Source organism: Actinomadura rudentiformis (genome assembly GCF_008923185.1).
Taxonomy (GTDB): domain Bacteria; phylum Actinomycetota; class Actinomycetes; order Streptosporangiales; family Streptosporangiaceae; genus Spirillospora; species Spirillospora rudentiformis.
In genome coordinates, this window is the sequence record NZ_WBMT01000011.1 from 113658 (window position 1) to 137557 (window position 23900).

Sequence of the window (23900 nt, forward strand, 5' to 3'; positions counted from 1 at the left end):
GGACCCCACCGATGCAAGATTCGATGGTATGTTCGAACATCCGCTCGCCGGTATCGGCGAGCCTGGCGGAGGACCGTCCGCACCCGGGGGTACTCTGCTGCCGACGTCCACCTACCTCCGAGCCGCCGACACCAGCCCCCACCCAGCCACTCTTTCGAAGGACAAGCCTCGCTTGGCCGACCGCAACCCCCGACCGTTGCGCGTGACAAGCCTCGCTTGCGTCTCTAGGAGCACACGCAGTTGACCGCCGCGACCGCTGAAAAGGCCACTGACGATCCGCACGGCTACTCCGCCCGGCACCTCTCGGTGCTGGAGGGGCTGGAGGCCGTGCGCAAGCGACCCGGCATGTACATCGGGTCGACCGACAGCCGGGGACTGGCCCACTGTCTCTGGGAGATCGTCGACAACTGCGTCGACGAGGCGCTGGCCGGTTACTGCACCCATATCGGCGTGACGATGCACCAGGACGGCTCGTTCGAGGTCGTCGACAACGGCCGCGGCATCCCGGTCGACATCGAGCCCAAGACCGGCCTGGCGGGCGTCGAGGTCGTCATGACCCGGCTGCACGCCGGTGGCAAGTTCGGCGGGGTGTCCTACACCGCGTCCGGCGGCCTGCACGGTGTCGGCGCGTCCGTCGTCAACGCGCTCTCCGCCCGCGTCGACGTCGAGGTGGACCGTGACGGCGCCACCCACGCGATCAGCTTCAAGCGCGGCCTGCCGGGCGAGTTCGCCACCCCCGGGCCCGAGGGCCGGTTCAAGAAGAAGTCCGGCATGCGCACGATCCGCAAGGTGGCCAAGAAGACCACCGGCACCCGCGTGCGATTCTGGCCGGACCTGCAGATCTTCATCAAGGACGCCACGGTCGAGCAGTCCCTGGTCATGGACCGGATGCGGCAGACCGCGTTCCTCATCCCCGGCCTGACCATCGACGTCCGCGACGAACGCGGCGAGGAGGTCGTCGAGGACACCTTCCGCTTCGACGGCGGCATCAGCGAGTTCTGCTCCTACCTGGCCAAGGACGCCGAGATCATCGACGTGCTCCGGCTGCAGGGCCGCGGCCACTTCACCGAGACCGTGCCCGTGCTCGACGACCAGGGCCACCTCACCCCCACCGACGTCGAACGCGATCTCGAGGTCGACGTGGCGCTCCGCTGGGGCACCGGCTACGACACCGTCACCAAGTCGTTCGTCAACGTGATCGCCACCCCCAAGGGCGGCACCCACGTGCAGGGCTTCGACCGCGCCCTCGTCCGCGTTCTCAACGAGCAGCTGCGCGCCACCAAGCTGCTCAAGAACGGCGACGAGAACGTCATCAAGGAGGACATCCTCGAGGGCCTCACCGCCGTCGTCACCGTCCGCCTGCCCGAGCCGCAGTTCGAGGGCCAGACCAAGGAGATCCTCGGCACCTCCGCCGCCACCCGCATCGTCCAGCAGGTCGTCGGCCGCGAGCTCAAGAAGGTCTTCGACAACCCTCCGCGCGGCCAGAAGCAGCCGCTCCGCGCCGTTCTCGAGAAGGTCGTCGGCGCCGCCAAGACCCGCATCGCGGCCCGCACCCAGCGCGACAACCAGCGCCGCAAGAACGCCCTTGAGAACTCCGCCCTCCCGGCCAAGCTGGTCGACTGCCGCACCGCCGACGACCGCAGCGAGCTCTTCATCGTCGAGGGTGACTCCGCCCTGGGCACCGCCAAGCTGGCCCGCAACTCCGAGTTCCAGGCCCTGCTGCCCATCCGCGGCAAGATCTTGAACGTGCAGAAGGCGTCCGTCGCCGACATGCTCAAGAACGCCGAGTGCGCCGCCATCATCCAGGTCATCGGGGCCGGCTCCGGCCGCACCTTCGACATCGACGCCGCGCGCTACGGCCGCATCATCCTGATGGCCGACGCCGACGTCGACGGCAGTCACATCCGCTGCCTCCTGCTGACGCTGCTCTACCGCTACATGCACCCGATGCTGGAGGCGGGCCGGGTCTTCGCCGCCGTGCCGCCGCTGCACCGGATCGAGCTGATCAAGCCCAAGAAGGGCCAGGACAAGTACGTCTACTGCTACACCGACGGCGAGCTCCGCAAGAAGCTGGTGGAGTTCGAACGCAAGGGCCAGCGCTGGAAGGAGCCGGTCCAGCGTTACAAGGGCCTCGGTGAGATGGACGCCGACCAGCTGGCCGAGACCACGATGGACCCGCAGCACCGCATCCTGCGCCGCATCCGCATCGAGGACGCCGAAGAGGCAGCAAAGATCTTCGACCTTCTGATGGGCAGCGAGGTGGCACCCCGCCGCGAGTTCATCACCGCCGGAGCAGCCGAGCTCGACATCGAGCGCATCGACACCTGATCACATCGGCCCGGCGGCAAATCTTACGAGGTTCGTACGGCAGGCCGCCTTTCCGGTTCCGGGGCCCTTCGGCGACCTAACGTCGAGGGCATGAACGTGCTGCTCACCGGCTCGGCCGGGTTCATCGGCTCCCATATCGCCGACGCGCTGACCGCCGCCGGGCACACCGTGCGCGGCCTGGATCAGCGGGCGGACGGCGAGCCCGCCGACGTGCGCGACGCCCCGGCGGTGGCCCGCGCGCTCCACGGTGTGGACGCGGTCTGCCACCAGGCGGCGATGGTCGGTCTCGGCGTCGACGTCTTCGATCTGCCCGCCTACGTCTCCGCCAACGCGCACGGCACCGCCGTTCTGCTGGCCGAGATGGCACGGGCAGGGGTGGGCGCGCTCGTGGTCGCCTCCTCGATGGTCGTGTACGGCGAGGGCGCCTACTCCTGTGCACGGCACGGAGCCGTCCGTCCCGGGCCGCGCGGTGAGGAGGCCCTTCGGGCGGGCCGGTTCGAGCCCGGCTGCCCCCGCTGCGGCGATCCGCTGGAGCCCGGCACGGTCGGCGAGGACACGGTGCTCGACCCGCGGAACGTCTACGCCGACACCAAGGTCGCGCAGGAACATCTGGCCACGTCCTGGGCCCGGATGACCGGCGGTTCGGTGGTGGCGCTGCGCTACCACAACGTCTACGGGCCGCGGATGCCGCTCGACACCCCGTACGCCGGGGTCGCCGCACTCTTCCGGTCACGGCTGGAACGCGGCGAGCCGCCGCTGGTCTTCGAGGACGGAGGGCAGCGGCGCGACTTCGTCCACGTGCGCGATGTCGCCCGTGCCAACGTGCTGGCCCTCGAACGCGTGGTCGCGGGCGGCGCCGAGGCGTTCCGCGCGTACAACATCGCCAGCGGCGAACCGCGCACGATCACCGACATGGCCGAGGCGCTGGCCGCGGCCTACGGTGGCCCGGCGCCGCAGGTGACCGGCGGATACCGGATCGGGGACGTGCGGCACATCATGGCCTCCTCCGACCGCGCCCGCCGCGAGCTCGGGTTCGCGCCGGAGGTGCCGTTCGACGACGGAATGGCCGAATTCGCCGCGTGCGGGGTGGCGGCATGATCGACGTGGTGCTGCCCTGTCTCAACGAGGCCGAGGCGCTGCCGTGGGTGTTGTCCCGGATGCCGGCGGGGTTCCGGCCGATCGTGGTCGACAACGCCTCCACCGACGACTCCGCGAGCGTCGCCCGCGACCACGGCGCCGAGGTCGTGGACGCCCCGCAGCGCGGCTTCGGCGCGGCGTGCCACGCCGGGCTGGTGGCGGCGACGGCCGAGGTGGTGTGCGTCATGGACGCCGACGCCTCGCTCGATCCGGGTGAGCTTCCCCGGCTCGTCGCGGAGCTGGACGCGGGCACCCGCCTGGAGGCAGGCACCCGGCCCAAGCTCGTCATGGGGCGGCGGCGCCCTGTGGGGCGCCGGGCGTGGCCGCCGCACGCGCGGCTCGGCAACGCCGTGCTGGCTCGTTCGCTCAACAGGCGCGCGGGCACCCGGCTGCACGACCTGGGACCGATGCGGGCCGGCCGCCGCGCCGATCTGCTTGCTCTGGACCTGCGTGACCGGCGGTTCGGCTATCCGCTGGAGATGGTGTTGCGCGCCGCCGAGGAGGGCTGGCGGGTCGTCGAGCTGGACGTGCCCTACCTGCCGCGCCGTGGCAGGTCGAAGGTCACCGGAACCGTCGGCGGCACGGTACGGGCCGTCCGGGACATGCGCCGCGTGCTGGCCGAGGTCGCCTCATGAACACCGCCCACGTCATGAACACCGCCCACCTCATGGACGCTGCCCACGTCACGTTCCTGGTCATCGCCAAGGAACCCGTCCCCGGACGGGTGAAGACGCGCCTCACTCCCGAGTACACACCTGACGAGGCGGCCGAGCTGGCCGAGGCCTCACTCGCCGACACCCTCACGACCGTCGCGGCCGTGCCCGCCGCCGAGCGCGTGCTGGCTCTCGCCGGGAGGCCGGGCCGATGGCTGCCGCCGGGGTTCCGGGTGATCCCGCAGCGCGGGGACGGGCTGGACGAACGGCTCGCGGCCGCCTTCGACGACGCCTGCACGGGGCATCCGCTCGTCCTGATCGGCATGGACACCCCTCAGGTCGGCACCCGCCTGCTCCAGCAGGCCGCGCAGGCACTGGGCACGCACGACGCGGTCTTCGGCCCCGCTGCCGACGGCGGATTCTGGTTGCTGGGGCTCACCCGGCCCGACGCCGGGCTGCTCCATGGCGTTCCGATGTCGCGTTCCAACACCGGCCGGGTCCAGCTGGACCGGCTCCGCGCGGCCGGCCTGTCGGTGGCGTCGCTGCCGGTGCTGACCGATGTCGACACCGCCGCGGACGCCGAGGCGGTGGCGGCCGCCAGTCCGGACGGCCGGTTCGCGGCCGCGGTGCGGCGGATGCGGGAGGGGCGGGCCGTCCGGGCATGATCGGAGAGCTGTACGAACGCGCGCTGGAGGGCGCGCACCGGGTCGAGATCGAGGACGCCGCGGGCAGGCGGCGCCCGCTGCCGGTCGCCGACTGGCTGGCGCTGCGGCCCGGGGACGCCGCGCTCCTCGACCGGTGCGCGGGGCCGACGCTGGACGTCGGTTCGGGTCCTGGACGGCTCACCGTGGCGCTCACCGAACGCGGCTTGCTCGCTCTCGGCATCGACATCGCTCCGCACGCGGTCGCGCTGACCGTCGCGTCGGGCGGGCCCGCGCTCTGCCGGGACGTGTTCGACCAGGTGCCGGGGGTCGGTCTGTGGCAGACGGTCCTGCTGGCCGACGGCAACATCGGCATCGGCGGCGATCCGGTCGCGCTGTTGCGCCGGGCGGGCGAGCTGCTCGGCCAGGACGGCCGGATCCTCGCCGAGGTGACCGGTCCCGGCACGCGTTCGCACACCGAACAGGTCCGGCTCCGCATGGCGCACACCGTCGGGGAGTGGTTCCCCTGGGCCAGGGTTTCGGCCGATGACATCGGCGTGTTCGCGGCAGGCTGCGGGGCCGCGGTGGCCGAGAGGTGGGAGGAGGCAGGCCGATGGTTCGTCAGCCTTCGGTTCTAGGCCGCTTCAGCAGCCGCCTTCATGACGAGCGCACGGCCTCGTGGCTGGGCATCTGGCTCGGCGTGAGCTTCGGCGTCGCGTTCCTGACCGGTCTGATCAGCCACTTCATGCAGCAGCCGCCCGACTGGCTGCGCTGGCCGTCCCGGCCGGTGAACCTCTACAGGGTGACGCAGGGCCTGCACGTCATCGGGGGTCTGGCCACGATCCCGTTGCTGCTGGCCAAGATGTGGACCGTCTATCCCAAGCTGTTCCAGTGGCCGCCGCTCCGGTCGGCCCGGCACGCCGTGGAGCGGGGGCTGATCTTCCTGCTCGTCGCGGCCGCCCTCTTCCAGATGGTCACCGGACTGCTCAACATCGCCTACTGGTACGCGTTCCCCTTCTTCTTCACCGTCGCCCACTACTGGACGTCCTACATCCTGATCGGCGCCCTGATCATCCACGTGGTGAACGAGTGGGCCAAGGTCCAGCGCACGGTGATGAAGCGGCCAGAGGACGGGGTGGACCGGCGTGCCTTCCTGTTCACGGTGGCCGCCGCGTCGGGAGCGGTGATGCTCACCACGGTCGGGGAGACCTTCTCGCCGCTGGCACGGCTCGCGGTGCTCGCCCCACGCCGTCCGGGCGTCGGTCCCGCACGGTTGCCGGTCAACACGTCGGCGGTCGCCGCGGGCGTCACCACGACGGCGCGCAAGCCGGACTGGACGCTGACCGTCACCGGGCAGGTCGAGCGTGAGCTCACCTTCACGATGGCGGAGCTGCGCGCCCTGCCGCAGCACACCGAACGCCTGCCGATCTCGTGCGTCGAAGGCTGGAGCGCCTCGGGCGACTGGACCGGCGTACGCCTGCGGGATCTCCTGCGGATGGCGGGAGTCGCCGCCGACGCGCAGGTGCGGGTCGAGTCCCTGCAGCGCGGCGGCCCGTACCGCAAGTCATGGGTCGATCCGCCGCACTGGCGGGATCCGCTGACCCTGCTCGCCCTGGATCTGAACGGCGCACCGCTCGACCTCGACCACGGCAGCCCCTGCAGGCTGATCGCACCCAACCGGCCGGGCGTACTCCAGACCAAGTGGCTGCACACCGTGGTGGTCGCATGAAACAGGGTGGTCGCATGAACGGGCTGGTCGCATGAAGACCAGAATCGCCCTGTACGCCGTGGGCGGCTCGCTGATCCTGCTCGGTCTGCGCGGGATCGTGACCGAGTCGGAGCCGCGCTCCTGGGTGGTGTGGTTCGCGGGGGCGGTGCTCCTCCACGACTTCGTCCTCGTGCCCGCCGTTCTCGTGATCGGCGTGCTCACCGCGTGGTTGCCCGTCGCCTGCCGAACCCCGGTCAGGGCCGCGTTGATCGTCGCAGGAGCTCTCACCCTGGTGGCGTCGCCGATGGTGCTCAGCACCGGCCAGCGCCCGGACAACCCGTCGATCCTCCCGCTCTCGTACGGGCGTTCCCTCGTCATCCTGCTGGCCCTCGTCGTGGCCGTCACGGCCATCTGGCTCCTCCGGAAGCGGACACAGAAATGATCACTCGCGAGGCGCCGGCCATCCCGATCCGGCCGGCCGAGCCGGCCCACCGGAGCGGCCGGGTGGCCGTGGCGCTCTGGGCGCTCCTCATCGCGGCCACCTTCGCCGCCGGATATCTCCTGCGGCGTGCCGGGCTGGCCACCGAGGACGAACTGCCGCCGCTGCACGCGGAGGCCCGGGGCGAACCGCACACCTGGCAGCTCTACCCCGCGATCGCCGTCGCCGTGCTGTACGTGGCGCTGCTGCCCGTGCTCGTCCGGCGCCTCACCTGGCGACCGCTGCTGGTGGCGGCCTGGCTCGCGACGCTTGCCTGGACGATCGTGCTCGCGCTGAGCGACGGCTTCGACCACATCGCCAAGCCGCTCGACGCCCCGACCGAGTATCCCGCCGGGCTCGACCCGGTACGGGCCGATCCGGCCGGATGGCTTCGCACGTTCACCGACCGGCTGAACGGCTACCCGACCCACATCCGCGGCCATCCTCCCCTCCCGACGCTGGTCTTCTGGGCGCTGGACGCCGCCGGCCTGCGCGGGACGACCTGGGCCGCGGTCGTGATCATTCTGGTCGCCACCTCCGCGGTCATCGCCATCGCGATGACCGTGCGCCTGCTCGCCGGTGAGGAGCTCGCCCGGCGTGCGCTGCCGTTCCTCGTCATGGCCCCGCTGGTGCTCTGGATCGCGACCGCCATGGACGCGTTCTTCCTCGGAGTCGGGGCGTGGGGGACCGTCCTCGTGGCGTTCGCGGCCAAACGCAACCGTGCCCTGGCCGCGCTCGGCGGTGGACTGCTGCTCGGCTCGCTGCCCTATCTGAGTTACGGGCTCCTGCCGCTGTTCGCGGTCCCGGCGGCCGTGCTGATCGCCGTCCGCCCGTCCGCCCGTGTCGTCGCGGTGCTGCTGTGCGGGTGCGCGATCGTTCCTGTGGCGTTCACCCTGGGCGGGTTCTGGTGGCCGGACGGCGTGGCGGCCACGTACGAGACCTACCGGGTCAGCCGGGGCTCGGCGATGCGCCCCTACTGGTACTTCCTGGTCGCCGACTTCGCCGTCCTGGGGCTGCTCGTCGGCCCGGCCGTAGCCCACGCGCTCCCGTCCACACTCGCGCCGCTCGGCCGTGCCGCACGCGATCGGGTGTTGCCGCCCGTCCCGACCATGCTGGTGGGCGCGGCGCTGCTGGGGACCATCGCCCTCGCCGTGTCAGGGGTGACCCGGGGCGAGGTCGAACGCATCTGGGTGCCCTACGCCGCCTGGATGATGGTCGCCGCCGCCCGCCACACACCTCCGTCGCGCGGCTGGCTCGCGGCTCAGGCCGTCACCGCCCTGCTGGTGCAGTCCCTGGTCCTGTCTGAATGGTGACGGCCTCCGCCGATTTCCCTCTGTCGCCGTCCTTCGACGATAAGTGATCGTTTGTTGGGTAGGTGGTGAATCCAGGGCCGGGGCGAGGGAGGGCGTGGATGTCGGAGACGGCGATCGATCCGCGGGAGCTCGAGGGCGGGCTCAAGCGTGTCATCGGGCGCAGGATGCTCATGCTGTTCGTGGTCGGCGACATCCTCGGCGCCGGCATCTACGCGCTGGTCGGGCAGGTCGCGGGCGAGGTCGGCGGGGCGGTGTGGGTGCCGTTCCTCGTGGCGTTCGTGCTGGCGGCGCTGACCGCGACCGCGTATGCGGAGCTGGTCGGCAAGTATCCCCAGGCCGCCGGGGCCGCCCTCTACACCAACAAGGCGTTCGGCATCCCGTTCGTGACGTTCATCGTGGCGTTCGCGGTGATGATGAGCGGGATCACCTCGGCGAGCGCGGCGGCGCGGGCGTTCGGCGGGAAGTACCTGGCGGAGTTCGTCTCGCTGCCGACGCTGGTGGGCGCGCTGTTCTTCCTGGCGCTGGTGACGCTGGTCAACTTCGCCGGGATCTCTGAATCGATCAAGGTCAATGTGGTGCTGACGCTGATCGAGGCGTTCGGGCTGCTCGTGATCATGGTGATCGGGGTGTTCGCGCTGGTCAGTGGGGACGGTGAGCCGAGCCGGGCGCTGGACTTCCATCCGGCGAACGGGGCGTTCCTGGGCGTGCTCGGCGGCACCGCGCTGGCGTTCTACGCGCTGCTGGGCTTCGAGGACTCGGTCAACCTGGCTGAGGAGGCGAAGGAGCCGGCAAGGGACTTCCCGCGAGCGCTCTTCGGGGGCCTGGCCATCACCGTGGTCATCTACATCGCGGTCGCGTTCACGGCGACGATGCTGGTCGACACGAAGACGCTGGAGAGCTCGACCGGGCCGCTGCTGGAGGTCGTGAAGGTGGCGGGGCTCAGCTTCCCGCCGAAGTTGTTCGCGCTGATCGCGCTGCTGGCGGTCGGCAACACCGCGCTGATCAACATGATCATGGCGTCGCGGCTGGTGTACGGGATGGCGCGGGAACGGATCGTACCGCGGGTGTTCGCCGTGACCCACCCGACGCGGGCGACGCCGTGGGCGGCCATCCTGTTCACCGTGGCGCTGGCGGTGATCCTGGTGAGCACCGGGGACATCAGCGGGCTGGCCGACACGACCGTGTTGTTGCTGCTGTTCGTCTTCGCGCTGGTGAACATCTGCGTGCTGGTGCTGCGCAGGGAGCCGGTCGAGCATGACCACTTCCGCGCGCCGACCTGGATGCCCGCATTGGGCGCGGTGAGCTGCCTGTTCCTGACGCTGCCCATCACCGGGCGGGAGGGCGAGGTCTACCTGCGGGCCGCGATCCTGATCGGGATCGGCGTGCTGCTGTGGATCGTCAACCGGCTCATCGTCGGCAGGGTCGAGAAGATCGACGCCGGCAGGATCGACTCCGAGTAGCGCCACCGGCCGGGGTGAAGCTAGTACCACCCCAAGTCGGCCATAGGGGTTACCGACCCGACCCCTGCCTCCACGGGACCGTAGTGATCACGGTTTCCGGGAGGAGTGGCGATGGGTCTCGAGGATGTGGGAGCGGCGGTCCAGGAGTGGTTGTCGCTGCCGCCCATCGCCGTGGCGCTCTCCGGATGGCGGCTGTTCGGGTACGTGACGACCGTCGGCGAAGGCCTCGGCGGGTTGCAGCGGCATGATGCCCGGGCTGTGTTCGTGGCCGTGTTGTGGTTCGTCCCCTGGTCGTGGGTGTTGCGCGAGGTGGCGGTGGGCTGCCTGGCGCTGTGGCCCGCGAGCGAACGTGTGCTGCGGGCGACCGGGTTGATCGCCACCGGGTCAGCGCTGGACGGGCAGGGCGATCCAGGACGGGTGCCGGGCGTCATGCCAGACCTTGATGCCCGCGCCGACCGAGTCGATGAGCTGGGGGACCGGCGCGACCAGATGCGGGAAGTCGCCGGTCTGGATCGAGACGCGCAGCGTGTGGCCGGGCTTGATGACCCCGGCGACCGGGAAGATCTCGACGTCCACCGGCACCGGGCGGTTCTTCGGCATGGGCCGCGCCGAGGCCTTGGTGTACGGGTGCCACGGCTGCACGATCAGGCCGTTCCTCGTCACCGACCGCTTCTTGTCCAGCTTGCGCAGTGACAGCACCTGCCAGCCGGCGGTCAACTGGGTGGCCCTGCCGCCGGGGGCGACGTCCTCAAGGCGCACGGTGAGCTGGCCGTCCTTGGCCGCGGTCGAAACGTTGAGGTGCGCCGAAACCGGTCCGGCCAGCCGCAGCGCTTTCCTCACCGGGATGTCGTAGACCAGCCCCAGCCTGTCGTTCTCGGAGTTGTCGGTCTCGCACCCGGTGCCGAAGAGACCGGCCAGGCCCGCGGTCCACTGGCTGGTGGAACGTGTGCACAGGCCGGACAGCGGCGTCCACGGCGCAAGATCGGGTCCGCCGGACGCGGCGCCCGTGGTGAGCCTCCCCGGGCGGCCGGGCGCGGCGTTCCCCGCGAGGCGCAGCGCCTGGTAGCCCGTACGCGCCGGTGGCCACTGCGCGGCGGCAGGCCACGTGCCCGAGCCGTTCTCGTAGTACCGGACCGGGGGGAGCGCTTCCAGCGCCGGATCGGCGACGTCCCGCAGGTACCGGTCGTACCAGCGCAGCATCAGCTCGGGCAGTTGCGGACCGGGCTGGGAGATCGTGCCGGGCATCGTACGGCCGAGCGCGGGCCCGGCGGCCTGGAGGTGGGTCCACGGCCCGTACAGGAACTTGGCGGGTACGCGGCGTGCGAGACGCTGGTAGAGCATGGGCTCGCCGCGCTGGAAGATGTCGAACTGCCCGCCTACGACGAACGCCGGCACGTTGACCTTGTCCACCACGGTGAGCGGGGAACGCGTCCGGTAGAACGGCCCGTCGAACGCCCTGTCGCCGCCGGACAGCGCGCTGAACAACATCGTGAGCTGGAACTCCCCGATGTTGCCCACGTGGTCCTGCAACGCTCTGAGCGCACCGGTCGGATCGGAGCCGGTATAGGTCGGTGGGAGCACGCTGAGGCCCGCGACGGCGCCGAGCCAGAGCGGCATGAAGCCGAGGTCGATCTGGCCGCCGCTGCCGACCACGTCGCGGTAGGCGTCGCCCATCGGCACGACCGGGAAGATCGCCCTGAGTCCCTTCGGACGCTGCGCGGCTGTCAGGATCTGGTTGAGGCCGCCGTACGACGCGCCGTACAGGCCGACCTTGCCGTTGCTCCAGGGGCGCCTGGCCGACGACGCCCATTCGACGATCTCCTTGCCGTCGCGCTGCTCGCGCGGGTTCATCGCCTGCCACTTGCCGGGCGAGCCGCCGGTGCCGCGCACGTCCATGACGACCTGCACGTAGCCACGCTCGACCAGGTATGCGCTGGTCATGTTCGCCCCCGGCACCGCTTTGTTGTACGGGGTCTGGCTGACGATGACCGGGAACCTCCCCGGAACGGCCTTGCCGCCGCGGGCCGGCCGGTAGACGTCGGCCAGCAGCCTGACGCCGTCGCTCATCTTCACCCTGACGTCGCGTTCGACGACGACGTCGTACGTGGCAGGGCGGGCGCCCGCGGCCAACGCTGAGGGGAACGTCGCCGGGGGGACCTGCGAGGGAAGGGCCTGGGCTGGAGGGGCCTGAGTCGAAAGGGCCTGCGCTGGAAGGGCCGTGCCCGTGAGTCCCGCGAGGGAGAGGGCGGCGACCGCGGGTGGAGCGGTCCAGCGCAGGGAGCGGCGCATGCGGATACCTCCGGAGTTGGCTACCGGTCGGTAATGTAACGGATCACTTACTGCCGCACAGTACTGGACGGACACTCCAGTAACACCGGTGACTTCCGTAACAAGAGACGCACATGTCTCCCCTTTTCGGCAGAATGCTAGCCCGTGCGCGTACTTCGGGGGATCACCAACTGGACCGTGCTCGCCGTGCTTCCCGTGCTCCTTCTCGCCGCATGCGCGTTCGGGAGTGACGACGGCGGTCGGCGTGGCGGGGGAGCGGGCGGCGGCGGCTCGGCGAGGCCGGGCGTGGCGGCTTCGCCCAAGGTCACCGACACCGTCGCGGAGAACGCGCGGCCCGGCACGCCGGACTGGCGGCTGCGCAAGCGCGGCCGGGCGGACGAGATCGAGGGCTACGCGGACCGGGTGAGCGTGCTCCCCGGTGAGAGCTTCCGGCTGTTCGTGTCGACGACGACCAAGGGCTTCAAGGCCGAGGCGTTCCGGGTCGGCTGGTACGGCGGAGCCCAGGCGCGCAAGCTCTGGGAGTCGCCCCGCCAGCCCGGGGTCCGCCAGGCCTACCCCAAGGTGAGCAACCAGAACTACACGGTGACCGCGCCGTGGAAGCCGTCCCTCACGGTCACCACCACGGACTGGCCCGAGGGGGTCTACTTGCTGCGGCTCACCGCCGACTCGGGCGCCCAACGGTACGTACCGCTGACGCTGCGTTCGCGTGATGCCACCGGACGGCTGGTCATCCTCAACGCCACCACCACCTGGCAGGCGTACAACATGTGGGGCGGCCACAACCTCTACAACGGGCCGAGCGGCTACAGCGACCGGTCGCGCGCGGTCAGCTTCGACCGGCCCTACGACAAGGACGGCACCGGCAAGTTCATGGGCTACGAGCATCCGGCGATCGTCCTTGCGGAGAAGACCGGGAAGCAGCTGGCATACGCGACGGACAACGATCTGCACGCGAGCCCGGACGTCCTCAAGGGCGCGCGGGGGCTGGTCACGCTCGGGCACGACGAGTACTGGTCCACCAACATGCGCACGAACGTCACCAAGGCACGCGACAGCGGAGTCAACGTCGCGTTCCTCGGCGCCAACGCGGTCAACCGGCACATCCGGTTCGGCCCCACCAAGCTCGGCCCCGACCGCCTGGTGACCTGCTACAAGGACTCCTCCGAGGATCCGGTCGCCAAGACCGATCCTAAGGAGTCCACGCAGGACTGGCGGCTGCCGCCCGTACCGCGTCCCGAGAGCGACCTCATCGGGATCATGTACAACTGCTTCCCGGCGGCCGGCTCGTTCACCGTCCGGCGTCCGAGCAGCTGGCTCTTCCGCGGCACCGGCGTGCGCAAGGGCACGGCCTTCCCCGGCCTGATCGGCCCGGAGACCGACGCGATCAACCCGATCGGCCCGACCCCGCGGCCGATCGAGGTGCTGGCCCACTCGCCGATCGACTGCGGCGGCATCCCCAAGACCGCGGACGCCACGTACTACACGACCAAGAGCGGGTCGGGCGTCGTCGCCACCGGCACCATGCGCTGGGTCTGTGCGATGCGCGGGCCCAAGTGCGGGCACGGCGTCACCGAGGCGGGGCGGCGCTTCGTGACGAAGGCGACCGAGAACCTCCTGGTGGCGATGGCGGCCGGCCCTCTTGGCAACGCCTATCCCGTCAAGGACAACCTGCGCGAGTTCACCGGTTCGTGAAGGCTCGCTAGGGCTTCTCCACCCCCGGGTGGAGAGTCCTCTGTCCTGCCTGGCACCGATCCGCTGGAGGGGCCGCGTCGGTTAGCGTCGTCGCGTGATGTTCGAGCGGTTCCGCCAAGACCCCGGGTGGCTAAGCCTGCTGGTCAAAGCCGGGGGGTTGACCTGGGGCCTCGTGGCGTACATCCGCGACCTGGTCCAGTCCGAACCCAGGCCCGCCCTGCAGGGTGAAGGCCTGCTGGTGGTCGTGCTGAACATCGTCGCCTTCGCATCCCTGAGCGCGGGCATCTGGCTTACCCGCTCGCGGCGTGACGTGCGGCTCGCGCGTGCGGGGCGGGGGCCGCGATGGCGGGAAGGGACGGTCCTGCTGCTGGTCTCGGTGGGGTCGTCGTTGTGGTTGTACGACCTGTCGGCCCGGGAGAACGGTGGGTTCGTCTTCGCCCTGATCGCCATCTGGGTGTTGCTCAACCACCTGCCGATCCGATGGGGGGTGGCACTGGCCGCGGTGACCGTGGCGGCGGTGGGGCTGATCGGCTGGGACGTCCTGACCGGGGGCTCGGACTTCGGGCTCATGGCGGCGTTCGTCGCGGTGGCGCTGGGGGCGATGGCGAGCCGGCAGCTTGTGCTCTCGCAGCAGGCGGCCAAGCGCGCGGAGGCCGACACGCTGATCCTGGCCGAGCGGTCGCACATCGCCCGTGAGATCCACGACATCCTGGCGCACTCGTTGTCCGCGCAGATCGTCCATCTGGAAGGCGCGCGGATGTTGCTGGCGCGCGACGGCGACCGCGTTCAGGCGCTGGACCGGGTCGAACGCGCGCAACGGCTGGCCCGCTCGGGCCTGGAGGAGACGCGGCGCGCGCTGGCGACCCTGCGCGGCGACGCGCTCCAGCCCGAGGAGGCACTGACGGAGCTGGCCGAGGAGTTCAGGGCCAGTACGGGCCGTCCGTGCGAGACCGAGGTGTCGGGCAAACCGCGCGAGCTCTCCCCGCAGGCCGGGCTGGCCGTGATCCGCACGGCGCAGGAGGCGCTGACGAACGTCCGCAAGCACGCACCTGGTGCCCGCGTGCGTGTGCGCCTCGCCTATCTCGACGAGCGGGTGGAGCTGGAGGTCACCGACACGGGCGGCACCGAGAAGGCGATCGCGGCGGACCTGGGCGGCGGGTACGGACTGGTGGGGATGCGTGAGCGCGCCGAGCTGATCGGTGGGAGCCTGGACACCGGTCCGCAGGGGAAGGGATTCCGAGTGTCGCTGCGAGTGCCCGCATGAGCGCCGCCAGGACGCGTGTGCTCGTCGTCGACGACCAGACGGTGGTCCGGGAGGGGCTGCTCCTGCTGCTGGACCTGCTGCCCGAGATCGACGTGGTCGGCTCCGCGGCCGACGGCGAGCAGGCGGTGGCCAAGGTGGCCGAGCTGTCGCCGGAGGTCGTGCTCATGGATCTGCGGATGCCCCGGGTCGACGGGGTCGAGGCGACCCGGCGGATCAAGGCCGCGCATCCGGAGGTGGAGATCGTCGTGCTCACCACGTACGCCGACGATGAGTCCATCTTCGCGGCGCTGCGCGCCGGGGCCCGCGGCTACCTCACCAAGGACGCCGGGGCCGAGCAGATCGCCGCGGCCGTCGAGACCGTGCGCAACGGCTCGTCCCTGCTCGACCCGGCGGTGCAGCGCCGGCTGGTCGAGGCCGTCGCGGCGGGCGAGAAGCCGCGACGGCACGGCGACCTGCCCGACGGGCTCACCCGCCGCGAGGCCGAGGTTCTCGCACTGATCGCTCAGGGCCGGTCCAACGCCGAGATCGCCGGCGACCTCTTCATCACCGAGGCGACCGTCAAGACCCACATCAACAACCTCTTCGCCAAGGCGGGGTTGCGGGACCGGGCGCAGGCCGTCACCTACGCCTTCCGCCACGGCCTCGCCGGTTGAATGGGCAATCAAATCCTTGCTAGTCAGAGATACATGTCAAGAACTTGTCAGGCCCTGTTGCGTCGGTGGGCATGATCGGGACTACGCTTGCGGCATGCCGCCAACCGCAGATCGGCCCCCCGCACATCTGACCGACGGTGACGACGACATGGGTGACGACGACATGTCCGCGCGGCTCCCGGCCACGGCCTGGGCGGTACTGGGGATCCTGTCCTTCGGCAAGGAGCTCACCGGCTACGAGGTCCGGCAATGGGCCGACCACGTCCTCCGGTTCTTCTACTGGAGCCCGGCGATGAGCCAGATCTACTCCGAGCTCAAGCGGCTCGAGCAGGTCGGCTACGCCGCCTCCCGCACGGTGACGGGCGACGACACCCGGACCAAACGCGTCTACACCATCACGGGCGCGGGCCGGAACGCGCTCTCCCGCTGGGTCGGGGGCGCACCCGTCGAACCGCCCGTCCTCAAGCACGGCGCGGCGCTGCGCGTGTGGCTCGGCCATCTGACCACACCCGAACGGCTGCGTCAGATCGTGTCCCAGCACCGCGACAACGCCCAGCGACTGCATGACGAGGCCGAGTGTTCACGGCAGAGCGCCGCGGAGATGCCCGGCTGGGTCTATCCGGAGCTGGTCGCACGCTGGGCGGCCCGCTACTACGCGGCGGAACGCGACCTCGCCGAACGCATGCTCACCGACCTCGACGAGCTGCGCTGATCGCGGCCCGCGCGGTCAACGTGGGGCAGGTACTCGGCAAGGGCTGGGTCAAGTCCGTCACCGTCCCGGAGTCGGCTGCTCACCATGGGAAATGATTCCCGTCCGATGAGCCCCGAGAGGACGTTGGCGTGCCCAAGACCTGGATGATCGCGGACTACCTGCGGCCGTACGCCCAATGGCGCATCAACCGGGCCGAGGCGCGAGACGACGGGCGCAACGCCCGGGCCGCGATCGGCCTGATCGACGCCGCCGCCTACTGCCTGCAGAAGGATGACAGCGAGCGCGTCATCGTCCGCATGGCCATCGCGGGCTGCTTCGCCCTCGGCCGGTTCAACCCGGGCGCGGAGGGCGAGCGCATCGTCCGTTCCTGGCACTACGAGGACCACCGTGGCAGCCCCGCCGAGCTCCTGGAGGCGCTGGCCGCCGCGGCCGAACGGGGACTCCAGCCGGTGAAGGCGCGACCCGGCCTCCCACGCCCCCGCGTCGGCGCCGGTTAACTGTACTGGCCTGAGAGGGTGGGACCTCAGCCAGGCTCGTTGCCCGGCTTCCACTTGATGCCGCAGCCGACGCTGGGCGTGTGCGGCTCGGGTACGGTCCCGCCCGCCAGCACGTGATCGAGCGCCGCCCGGAGCGAGGAGCCGTCGGCGGGCAGATCGTTGCGCGGCCGGGCACCGTCGAACTCGCCGCGGTAGGCCAGCCGCCGTTCCGCGTCGTACAGGAAGAAGTCCGGCGTGCACGCCGCCCGGTAGGCCCGCGCGACCTCCTGCGACTCGTCGACGAGGTACGGGAAGCCGAACCCGGCCCGCTTGGCCTGCTCGCGCAGGTGATCGGCGCCGTCGTCGGGGTAGTTGACCACGTCGTTGCTGCAGATGGCGACGGTGGCGAGGCCGCGGGCCGCGTACTCGGCCGTCACCGCGCCGATGGCGTGCTCGACACGGCGTACGTACGGGCAGTGGTTCGACAGGAACACCACCAGCAGGGCGGGCGCGCCGGCGAAGTCCTCCGGCGAGACCTCGCCTCCGTCGATGGACGGCAGCGTGAACGAGGGTGCGGGCGTCCCGAGCGGGACCATGAACGAGGAGATCGCCATGCGCCCATTCTCCCCCGGACGGCCGGGAGAGGGGTCACACGACCACTGGCTTGACCAAGCGTTCGCTTGGTAACGTGAGGTCATGCCGACTCAGGAGCACATGAAGGCCGTGTTGCAGGCGTACATCGACGGCTTCAACGCCGGTGACCCAGCCGCGGTCTCGGGGTTGTTCGCGGACGACGCGGTGATCGAGGATCCGGTCGGGCAGCCGCAGATCCAGGGCCGCGCGGCGATCGACGAGTTCTACGTCAACGCCATCGGCTCGGGCGCCAAGCTGTCTCTCGACGCCCCGATCCGCGGCTCGCACGGGACGAGCGCGGCCATGGCCTTCACCGTGGACGTCCCGGCCATGGGCCTGCGCATCCGCGCCATCGACGTCATGACGTTCGGTGAGGACGGCAAGGTCACCAGGATGGAGGCCTTCTGGGGCCCGGACGACATGGAGCAATGACGTCAGACGGCGGGCAGGCGGCCGTGCTCCAGCGTGTAGGCCTGGGTGGCGAAGTCCCCGCCCTGAGGCTCGTCGCCGATGGTGAACGTCCCGGTGACCTCGACCGGCTGCGTCTCCGCGTCGTCCTGCGGCAGATAGCCGAGCTCGTCGCTCAGCTCCCAGAACCGCTGCGTGTTGGCGGAGACCGCGTACGCCGCCAGGAAGTCCGTCTCGACGGTCAGCGCCGCCCGGACGAAGCCCGCGCAGTCACGCGGGCTGAGCCAGGTCGCCAGGTGCCGCGCCTCGCTGGGCTCGACCTCGAAGCTGCCGATGCGCAGGCACACGACCTCCAGGCCGAACTTGTCCACGTACAACCGGCCGAGTGCCTCGACGGCCACCTTGCTCACCCCGTACAGCCCGTCCGGACGCGGCGGCATGTCTGCGGAGACCGTCTCGGCGGTGGGATAGCACCCGGTCAACCGGTTGCTGCTCGCCAGCACGACCCGCCGCACCCCGGTCCGGCGCGCGGCCTCCAGAACGTGCTGCGTGCCGAGGACGTTGCCCGTCAGCAGGTCCGCGAGCGGAGCCTCGTCGGGAACTCCCGCCAGATGGACGATCGCGTCGGCACCCGCGACGACCGGGATGAGGTCGTCGGGCCCGGCCACCTCGATCTGGTGCGCCTCCTCGTTCGGGCGCTCGGCGGTCATCGGCACGCGGTCGATGAGCACCAGCCGGCCGGTGTCCTCCCGGAGCGCCTCCCGCAAGGAGGACCCCACCTGGCCTGCGGCTCCCGTCATCACGATCGTTCCCAGAGGCATGCACCGCAGTGTGTCAGGTCTGGCGGGTCCTGTAGGCGCTGACCTTGTTGCGGTTGCCGCAGCGCTCCATGGAGCACCAGCGGCGCTTGCCGGGGCGCGAGGTGTCGACGAACAGCAGGAGGCAGTTGGACGCCGCGCACTCCCGGACGCGGTCACGGTGCGGGCCGGTGAGCAGGTCGATGGCCTCGTGGGCGGCCGCCCCGAGGATCTGGGTGCCGGTCACGGGGCCCACCCACGTGCGCCGGCCGGTGGCGGGGTCGATGCGCGGCCGGGGAACGGGACCGGCGGCATCGTTGATCGTTTCGAGGGCGCCCGCCGGGAGGTCCCGGTCGTGGGCGAGAGCCAGCGCGACGCTCAGCATCGTGTCGCGGAACGCCTTGACGGCGCGCAACTCGGCGGGGCGGACCCGCAGGTCGTCGAGGGGGGCGATGGCGGCCAAGCGGGAGTCCTGGAGCCAGTCGGCCAGGTCGTCAGGCGTGTGCAGGATCTCCCAGTACGCGTACTTGCCGGGGCCGCCGGTCAGCAGGAGTTCGAGGCAGAAGGCGCCCGGGTCGAAGGTGAAGCTCTGCCCGTCGCGGCCCGTCAGCACCCTCGTCATCGTCACGTAACCACACTATCCGGTGTCGCCCGTACCGGGCTCAGCGTGACTTCGGCCGACGGGACGCCTCCTCACCGGCCCGTGTTGACGATGGTCGTCAACCATCCGATCAACAACGACCAGGCCGACTGGAACGTGCAGGCCCCTCCGGCCGGGTGGGCGGACGACCGGGACCGCTGGCAGATCGCGCACGCCGTCCGTACCGTCGCGGCGGTGTCGGCGTTCGGCTTCCTGTCCTCAGCCGGCGATCGGATACCCGGGTGAACTCCCCGCGACCGGACATCCGGGCCGGCGCATTGACATGATGATCGGATGAACAAGCCCACGAGGACCGAACCGCCGCAAACGGGAGACGAGCGGGCGACGCTGACCGGATTCCTGCAATGGCAGCGCGAGACGTTCGCCTGGAAGTGCGCGGGCCTGACGACCGAGCAGCTGCGTGAACGGAACGTCCCGCCGTCGAAGCTCTCCCTGCTCGGGCTTGTCAGGCACATGGCCGAGGTCGAACGGGGCTGGTTCCGGATGGCGCTGCGCGGCGAGGACATCCCGTTCCGCTGGAAACGGGGGCCTGGGGACGATTCCGCCTTCGAGGCCCACGACGCCGACCCCGACGAGGCGTTCGCCGCCTGGGAGGAGGAGTGCACGATCGCCCGGAGCATCGTCGACGCCGCCGAATCCCTCGAGACGGTGACGGAGTTCCGCGGCAACGTCTTCTCGCTGCGCTGGATCCTCATTCACATGATCGAAGAATATGCGCGCCACAACGGGCACGCCGACCTCATCCGGGAACGCATCGACGGCGCCACCGGCGAATAGGGGCCCGTCCCACCTCGACAGAGCGGTGGGACGGGCCCTGGCGTCATTCGCCGGCGGGTTCGATCTCGACCGGCTCGGCCTCGACGAGCGGGCCCAGCGGGCCGCCCAGGGCGGCGATCGGCTTGCTCAGCTTTTCACCGGAACCGTCGCGGCGGCCCAGCTCCTCCGGTACCTCTATCGGCTTGCCGGTGGACGAGGCGGCGCGGACCGGGGTCACCCCGGCCCAGGCCATCAGCAGGGTGTCCTCACCCTTCAGGAAACGGTGCGAGCGCACGCCGCCGGTGGCACGGCCCTTGGCCGGGTATTCGGCGAAGTCGGCCACCTTGATCGCGCCCGTCTGGGTACCGGGCAGCGCCGAGGACGACCCGGAGATCGTCACGACCCGGGCGTCCCACTCGGGATCGACGGCGCCGAACCAGAGGACCCGTGCGCCGGACGACAGCTTGATGCCCGCCATGCCGCCCGCGGCCCGGCCCTGCGGCCGGACGAGCGACGCCTGGAAGTGCAGGAGCTGGGAATCGCTGGCGATGAAGACCAGGTCGGTGTCCTCGGACTCCAGATGCACGGCGCCGACGACCTTGTCGCCGTCCTTGAGAGTGATCACCTCGAAGTCGTCGCGGTTGGCGGGATAGTCGGGCACCACCCGTTTGACCACGCCCTGCTCGGTGCCGAGTGCCAGCCCGGCGCCGACGTCGTCCAGGCTGCCGAGGCCCACCACGGTCTCGCCGGGCTCCAGCACCACGAACTCGCTGAGCGGCGCGCCGCCGGCCAGCGACGGCGGGTTGGAGGTCGGCGGCAGCGTGGGCAGGTCGAGCACGTCCACCCGGATCATGCGGCCCGCCGACGTCACCGCGCCGATCTCGCCGCGGGCCGTCGCGGGCACCACCGAGACCAGCACGTCGTGCGGCGACCGCGGGCCCTCGACCGGCAGCGGGTCGGCCGAGTTGGTGCGGGCCAGCAGCCCGGTCGAGGAGAGCAGCACCAGGCACGGGTCGTCGGCGACCTCCAGCGGCACGGCGGCGGACCGGGTCTGGCCGGACGACTCCAGCAGCACGGTCCGGCGCGGCGTCGCGAACTCGGCGGCCACGTCGGCCAGCTCGCCCGACACGACGGCGCGCAGCTTGGACTCCGACTCCAGGATCGCGGTCAGCTCGGCGATCTCGCGCGCCAGCTGCTCCTTCTCCTTCTCCAGCTCCAGCCGGTCGTAGCGGGTGAGGCGGCGCAGCGGGGTGTCGAGGATGTACTGCGCCTGGATCTCCGAGAGCTCGAAGATCTGCATCAGCCGCTGCTTGGCCTGCGCGGCGTCGTCGCTCTGCCGGATGACCTGGATGACCTCGTCGATGTTGAGGAGGGCGATCAGCAGGCCGTCCACCAGGTGGAGACGGTCCTCGCGCTTGGTGCGGCGGAACATCGACCGGCGGCGCACCACGTCGATGCGGTGGTCGACGTACACCTGGAGGAGCTCACGCAGCCCCAGCGTGCGCGGCTGGCCGTCGACCAGCGCCACGTTGTTGATGCCGAAGGTCTCCTCCATCGGCGTGAGCCGGTAGAGCTCCTCCAGCACGGCCTCGGGGTGGAAACCGTTCTTGACCTCGATGACCAGGCGGAGCCCGACGTTGCGGTCGGTCAGGTCCTTGAGGTCGGCGATGCCGTTGATCTTTTTGGCGTTGACCAGTTCCTTGATCTTGGCCTTGACCCGCTCCGGGCCGACCGCGTAGGGCAGCTCGGTGACCACGATGCCCTTGCGGCGCGGCGTGACGCTCTCGATGTGTGCGGTGGCCCGCGTGCGGAACGTGCCGCGCCCACGCTCGTAGGCGTCACGGATGCCCTCCAGACCGACGATCTTGCCGCCGGTCGGCAGGTCGGGGCCGGGCACGAAGCGCATGAGGTCGTCGAGCGACGCCTCGGGATTGTCGATCAGATGCCGCGCGGCCGCGATCACCTCGCCGAGGTTGTGCGGCGCCATGTTGGTCGCCATTCCGACCGCGATGCCCGCCGCCCCGTTGACCAGCAGGTTGGGGAACGCGGCGGGCAGGACCTCCGGCTCGGTCTCCTGGCCGTCGTAGTTGGGCCGGAAGTCGACGGTGTCCTCGTCTATCGAGGTCACCATGAGCATGGCCGCCCGCGACAGCCGCGCCTCGGTGTAACGCATGGCGGCCGGCATGTCGTCGCCGCCGAGCGAGCCGAAGTTGCCGTGCCCGTCGACCAGCGGCATCCGCATCGACCACCACTGGGCCATCCGCACCATCGCGTCGTAGATCGCGCTGTCGCCGTGCGGGTGCAGCTTGCCCATGACCTCGCCGACGACCCGGGCGCACTTGACATGCCCCCGGTCGGGGCGCAGGCCCATGTCGTTCATCGAGTAGAGGATGCGGCGCTGCACGGGCTTGAGCCCGTCGCGCGCGTCCGGCAGGGCCCGCTGGTAGATGACCGAGTAGGCGTACTCGAGGAAGCTGCCGCGCATCTCCTCGGAGACATCGACATCGATGATGTTCTCTTCGAAGTCCGGCGGCGGTGGAGGGGCTTGGGATCCGCGTCGTGCCATGTGAGACATTGTTGCCGGTTCCAGGGACAGTTTTGCACTCAGCCTGTCCGGCGCGCCGTACGGAGGTTCTCGGATGAGCTCATTGGCAGACTTCCAGAACGAGATCTACTTGGCGGGGCTGGGGGAGGTGCTGCCGGGGTTCCCGACCGACCTGACCAGGCTGGAGGCCCTTGCCGAGCGGCGGCTCTCCGCGCCGGCGTTCGGGTACGTGGCGGGGTCGGCGGGGAGCGAGGCCACCGCGCGGGCCAACCGGGAGGCCTTCGACCGGTGGCGGATCGTGCCTCGAATGTTGCGTGACGTGGCCCAACGTGACCTGTCGGTGGAGGTTCTGGGGACGGCGATGCCCGCTCCGGTGCTGCTGGCCCCGATCGGCGTGCAGTCGATCTTCCATCCGGAGGGGGAGCTCGCCGTGGCACGCGCTGCGGCGTCCACCGGGCTGACGATGGTGCTGAGCACGGCTGCCTCGTACACCATGGAGGAGGTCGCGGAGGCGAACGGGGAGCGCTCGCGCTGGTACCAGCTCTACTGGCCCAAGGACCGCGAGCTGGCCGCCAGCTTCCTTGAACGGGCGAAGGCGGCCGGTTACACGGCCCTCGTCGTCACACTCGACACGTTCACCCTGGCCTGGCGGCCGCGCGACCTCGACCACGCGTACCTGCCGTTCCTGCGCGGCATCGGCGTGGCCAACTACTTCAGCGACCCGGTCTTCCAGAAGGCCGTCGGCGGTCCCGTCACCGATGCCAACCGGGACATGGCCCTGCTCCACTGGGTCGCCAATTTCGGTGACCCGACGCTGACCTGGAACGATCTGGTGTTCCTGCGGGAGCACTGGGACGGCCCGATCGCGCTCAAGGGCGTCCAGCACCCCGACGACGCCCGCCAGGCGGTGGACGCGGGCATGGACGGGATCATCGTCTCCAACCACGGCGGCCGCCAGGTCGACGGGGCCATCGCCTCGCTGGACGCGCTGCCGGGCGTCGTGGAGGCGGTGGGCGACCAGGCGAGCGTGCTGTTCGACAGCGGCATCCGCACGGGCTCCGACGTGGCGAAGGCGCTGGCCCTGGGCGCCGAGGCGGTCCTGGTCGCCCGGCCGTACGCCTACGGCCTGGCACTCGGCGGCGAGGCGGGCGTCCGGCACGTGCTGCGGTGCCTGCAGGCTGAGCTGGAGCTGACCATGACTCTGGCCGGCGTGACGCGGCCGGGGGATCTCGGCCCGGACTTCGTGGTCCCCGCTCCATGACGTTTGTCATGGGCGACCCCCGCTTATGTCATGGG

The 23900-nt window shown here is 70.7% G+C and carries 23 protein-coding genes; 18 read left to right on the plus strand and 5 right to left on the minus strand.

Annotated elements, in window-relative coordinates:
* The first annotated feature begins 240 nt into the window (after positions 1–240).
* From F8566_RS23460 to F8566_RS23500, 9 genes are all read left to right on the plus strand, one after another.
* Positions 241–2328, plus strand: a complete 2088-nt coding sequence (locus tag F8566_RS23460; RefSeq protein ID WP_151563354.1) for a DNA gyrase/topoisomerase IV subunit B — start codon at positions 241–243, stop codon at positions 2326–2328.
* Between the two features lie 90 nt (positions 2329–2418).
* Complete coding sequence (locus F8566_RS23465; RefSeq protein WP_151563356.1) at positions 2419–3426, plus strand: NAD-dependent epimerase/dehydratase family protein; 1008 nt, start codon at positions 2419–2421, stop codon at positions 3424–3426.
* Positions 3423–4100: a glycosyltransferase family 2 protein gene (locus tag F8566_RS23470; RefSeq protein ID WP_151563358.1), complete on the plus strand. Its 678-nt coding sequence runs from the start codon at positions 3423–3425 to the stop codon at positions 4098–4100. The genes F8566_RS23465 and F8566_RS23470 overlap by 4 nt, the downstream gene beginning before the upstream one ends.
* Positions 4097–4783, plus strand: coding sequence for a TIGR04282 family arsenosugar biosynthesis glycosyltransferase (locus F8566_RS23475; protein WP_225993447.1), 687 nt, complete (start codon positions 4097–4099; stop codon positions 4781–4783). The genes F8566_RS23470 and F8566_RS23475 overlap by 4 nt, the downstream gene beginning before the upstream one ends.
* The gene (locus F8566_RS23480) at positions 4780–5397 is read left to right on the plus strand and encodes a class I SAM-dependent methyltransferase (protein ID WP_151563360.1); all 618 of its coding nucleotides are present in this window, start codon (positions 4780–4782) and stop codon (positions 5395–5397) included. Before F8566_RS23475 ends, F8566_RS23480 begins: the two co-directional genes overlap by 4 nt.
* Complete coding sequence (locus tag F8566_RS23485) at positions 5373–6488, plus strand: molybdopterin-dependent oxidoreductase (RefSeq protein WP_151563362.1); 1116 nt, start codon at positions 5373–5375, stop codon at positions 6486–6488. Before F8566_RS23480 ends, F8566_RS23485 begins: the two co-directional genes overlap by 25 nt.
* Before the next feature lie 31 nt (positions 6489–6519).
* Positions 6520–6909 (plus strand): hypothetical protein, encoded by a 390-nt coding sequence (locus tag F8566_RS23490; protein ID WP_151563364.1) that lies wholly within the window; start codon positions 6520–6522, stop codon positions 6907–6909.
* Positions 6906–8258 carry a hypothetical protein gene (locus F8566_RS23495; protein ID WP_151563366.1) on the plus strand — a complete coding sequence of 451 codons (1353 nt, stop codon included), beginning with the start codon at positions 6906–6908 and terminating at the stop codon, positions 8256–8258. Before F8566_RS23490 ends, F8566_RS23495 begins: the two co-directional genes overlap by 4 nt.
* A 98-nt stretch (positions 8259–8356) precedes the next feature.
* Positions 8357–9718 (plus strand): APC family permease, encoded by a 1362-nt coding sequence (locus F8566_RS23500; protein WP_151563368.1) that lies wholly within the window; start codon positions 8357–8359, stop codon positions 9716–9718.
* A gap of 384 nt (positions 9719–10102) precedes the next feature.
* Here F8566_RS23500 and F8566_RS23505 read toward each other — a convergent pair whose 3' ends face one another.
* Positions 10103–12007: a CocE/NonD family hydrolase gene (locus tag F8566_RS23505; protein ID WP_151563370.1), complete on the minus strand. Its 1905-nt coding sequence runs from the start codon at positions 12005–12007 to the stop codon at positions 10103–10105.
* A 144-nt stretch (positions 12008–12151) separates the two neighbouring features.
* On the opposite strand from F8566_RS23505, the gene F8566_RS23510 reads away from it, so the two are divergent.
* The 5 genes from F8566_RS23510 to F8566_RS23530 all read left to right on the plus strand — a co-directional run bounded on the left by F8566_RS23510 (position 12152) and on the right by F8566_RS23530 (position 16825).
* Positions 12152–13699: a N,N-dimethylformamidase beta subunit family domain-containing protein gene (locus F8566_RS23510; protein WP_225993448.1), complete on the plus strand. Its 1548-nt coding sequence runs from the start codon at positions 12152–12154 to the stop codon at positions 13697–13699.
* Positions 13700–13796: 97 nt separating this feature from the next.
* Positions 13797–14963, plus strand: a complete 1167-nt coding sequence (locus tag F8566_RS23515; protein WP_225993481.1) for a sensor histidine kinase — start codon at positions 13797–13799, stop codon at positions 14961–14963.
* The gene (locus tag F8566_RS23520) at positions 14960–15616 is read left to right on the plus strand and encodes a response regulator (protein WP_151563374.1); all 657 of its coding nucleotides are present in this window, start codon (positions 14960–14962) and stop codon (positions 15614–15616) included. Before F8566_RS23515 ends, F8566_RS23520 begins: the two co-directional genes overlap by 4 nt.
* Positions 15617–15710: 94 nt before the next feature.
* The gene (locus F8566_RS23525) at positions 15711–16328 is read left to right on the plus strand and encodes a PadR family transcriptional regulator (protein ID WP_225993449.1); all 618 of its coding nucleotides are present in this window, start codon (positions 15711–15713) and stop codon (positions 16326–16328) included.
* A gap of 128 nt (positions 16329–16456) precedes the next feature.
* Positions 16457–16825 carry a hypothetical protein gene (locus F8566_RS23530; RefSeq protein WP_151563377.1) on the plus strand — a complete coding sequence of 123 codons (369 nt, stop codon included), beginning with the start codon at positions 16457–16459 and terminating at the stop codon, positions 16823–16825.
* A 26-nt stretch (positions 16826–16851) separates the two neighbouring features.
* On the opposite strand, the gene F8566_RS23535 is transcribed toward F8566_RS23530, so the two are convergent.
* Positions 16852–17418: a thioredoxin family protein gene (locus tag F8566_RS23535; RefSeq protein WP_151563379.1), complete on the minus strand. Its 567-nt coding sequence runs from the start codon at positions 17416–17418 to the stop codon at positions 16852–16854.
* Positions 17419–17500: 82 nt separating this feature from the next.
* Between F8566_RS23535 and F8566_RS23540 the strand changes: the two genes are divergently transcribed.
* Entirely contained in the window at positions 17501–17869 is a 369-nt protein-coding gene (locus F8566_RS23540; protein ID WP_151563381.1) for a nuclear transport factor 2 family protein, read from the plus strand.
* Positions 17870–17871: 2 nt separating this feature from the next.
* Here the strand turns inward: F8566_RS23540 and F8566_RS23545 are convergent, their stop codons facing one another.
* Both F8566_RS23545 and F8566_RS23550 read right to left on the minus strand, forming a co-directional pair.
* On the minus strand, positions 17872–18666 hold the full coding sequence (locus F8566_RS23545; RefSeq protein WP_151563383.1) for an NAD-dependent epimerase/dehydratase family protein: 795 nt from the start codon (positions 18664–18666) through the stop codon (positions 17872–17874).
* Between the two features lie 13 nt (positions 18667–18679).
* The gene (locus tag F8566_RS23550; RefSeq protein ID WP_151563755.1) at positions 18680–19264 is read right to left on the minus strand and encodes a CGNR zinc finger domain-containing protein; all 585 of its coding nucleotides are present in this window, start codon (positions 19262–19264) and stop codon (positions 18680–18682) included.
* Positions 19265–19309: 45 nt separating this feature from the next.
* On the opposite strand from F8566_RS23550, the gene F8566_RS23555 reads away from it, so the two are divergent.
* Both F8566_RS23555 and F8566_RS23560 read left to right on the plus strand, forming a co-directional pair.
* Positions 19310–19528, plus strand: a complete 219-nt coding sequence (locus F8566_RS23555; RefSeq protein WP_225993450.1) for a DUF1772 domain-containing protein — start codon at positions 19310–19312, stop codon at positions 19526–19528.
* A 48-nt stretch (positions 19529–19576) separates the two neighbouring features.
* Positions 19577–20080 carry a DinB family protein gene (locus tag F8566_RS23560; protein ID WP_151563385.1) on the plus strand — a complete coding sequence of 168 codons (504 nt, stop codon included), beginning with the start codon at positions 19577–19579 and terminating at the stop codon, positions 20078–20080.
* A 43-nt stretch (positions 20081–20123) separates the two neighbouring features.
* Here F8566_RS23560 and F8566_RS23565 read toward each other — a convergent pair whose 3' ends face one another.
* Complete coding sequence (locus tag F8566_RS23565) at positions 20124–22625, minus strand: DNA gyrase/topoisomerase IV subunit A (RefSeq protein ID WP_151563388.1); 2502 nt, start codon at positions 22623–22625, stop codon at positions 20124–20126.
* A 73-nt stretch (positions 22626–22698) separates the two neighbouring features.
* Between F8566_RS23565 and F8566_RS23570 the strand changes: the two genes are divergently transcribed.
* On the plus strand, positions 22699–23865 hold the full coding sequence (locus F8566_RS23570) for a lactate 2-monooxygenase (RefSeq protein ID WP_151563390.1): 1167 nt from the start codon (positions 22699–22701) through the stop codon (positions 23863–23865).
* Positions 23866–23900: the final 35 nt, after the last annotated feature.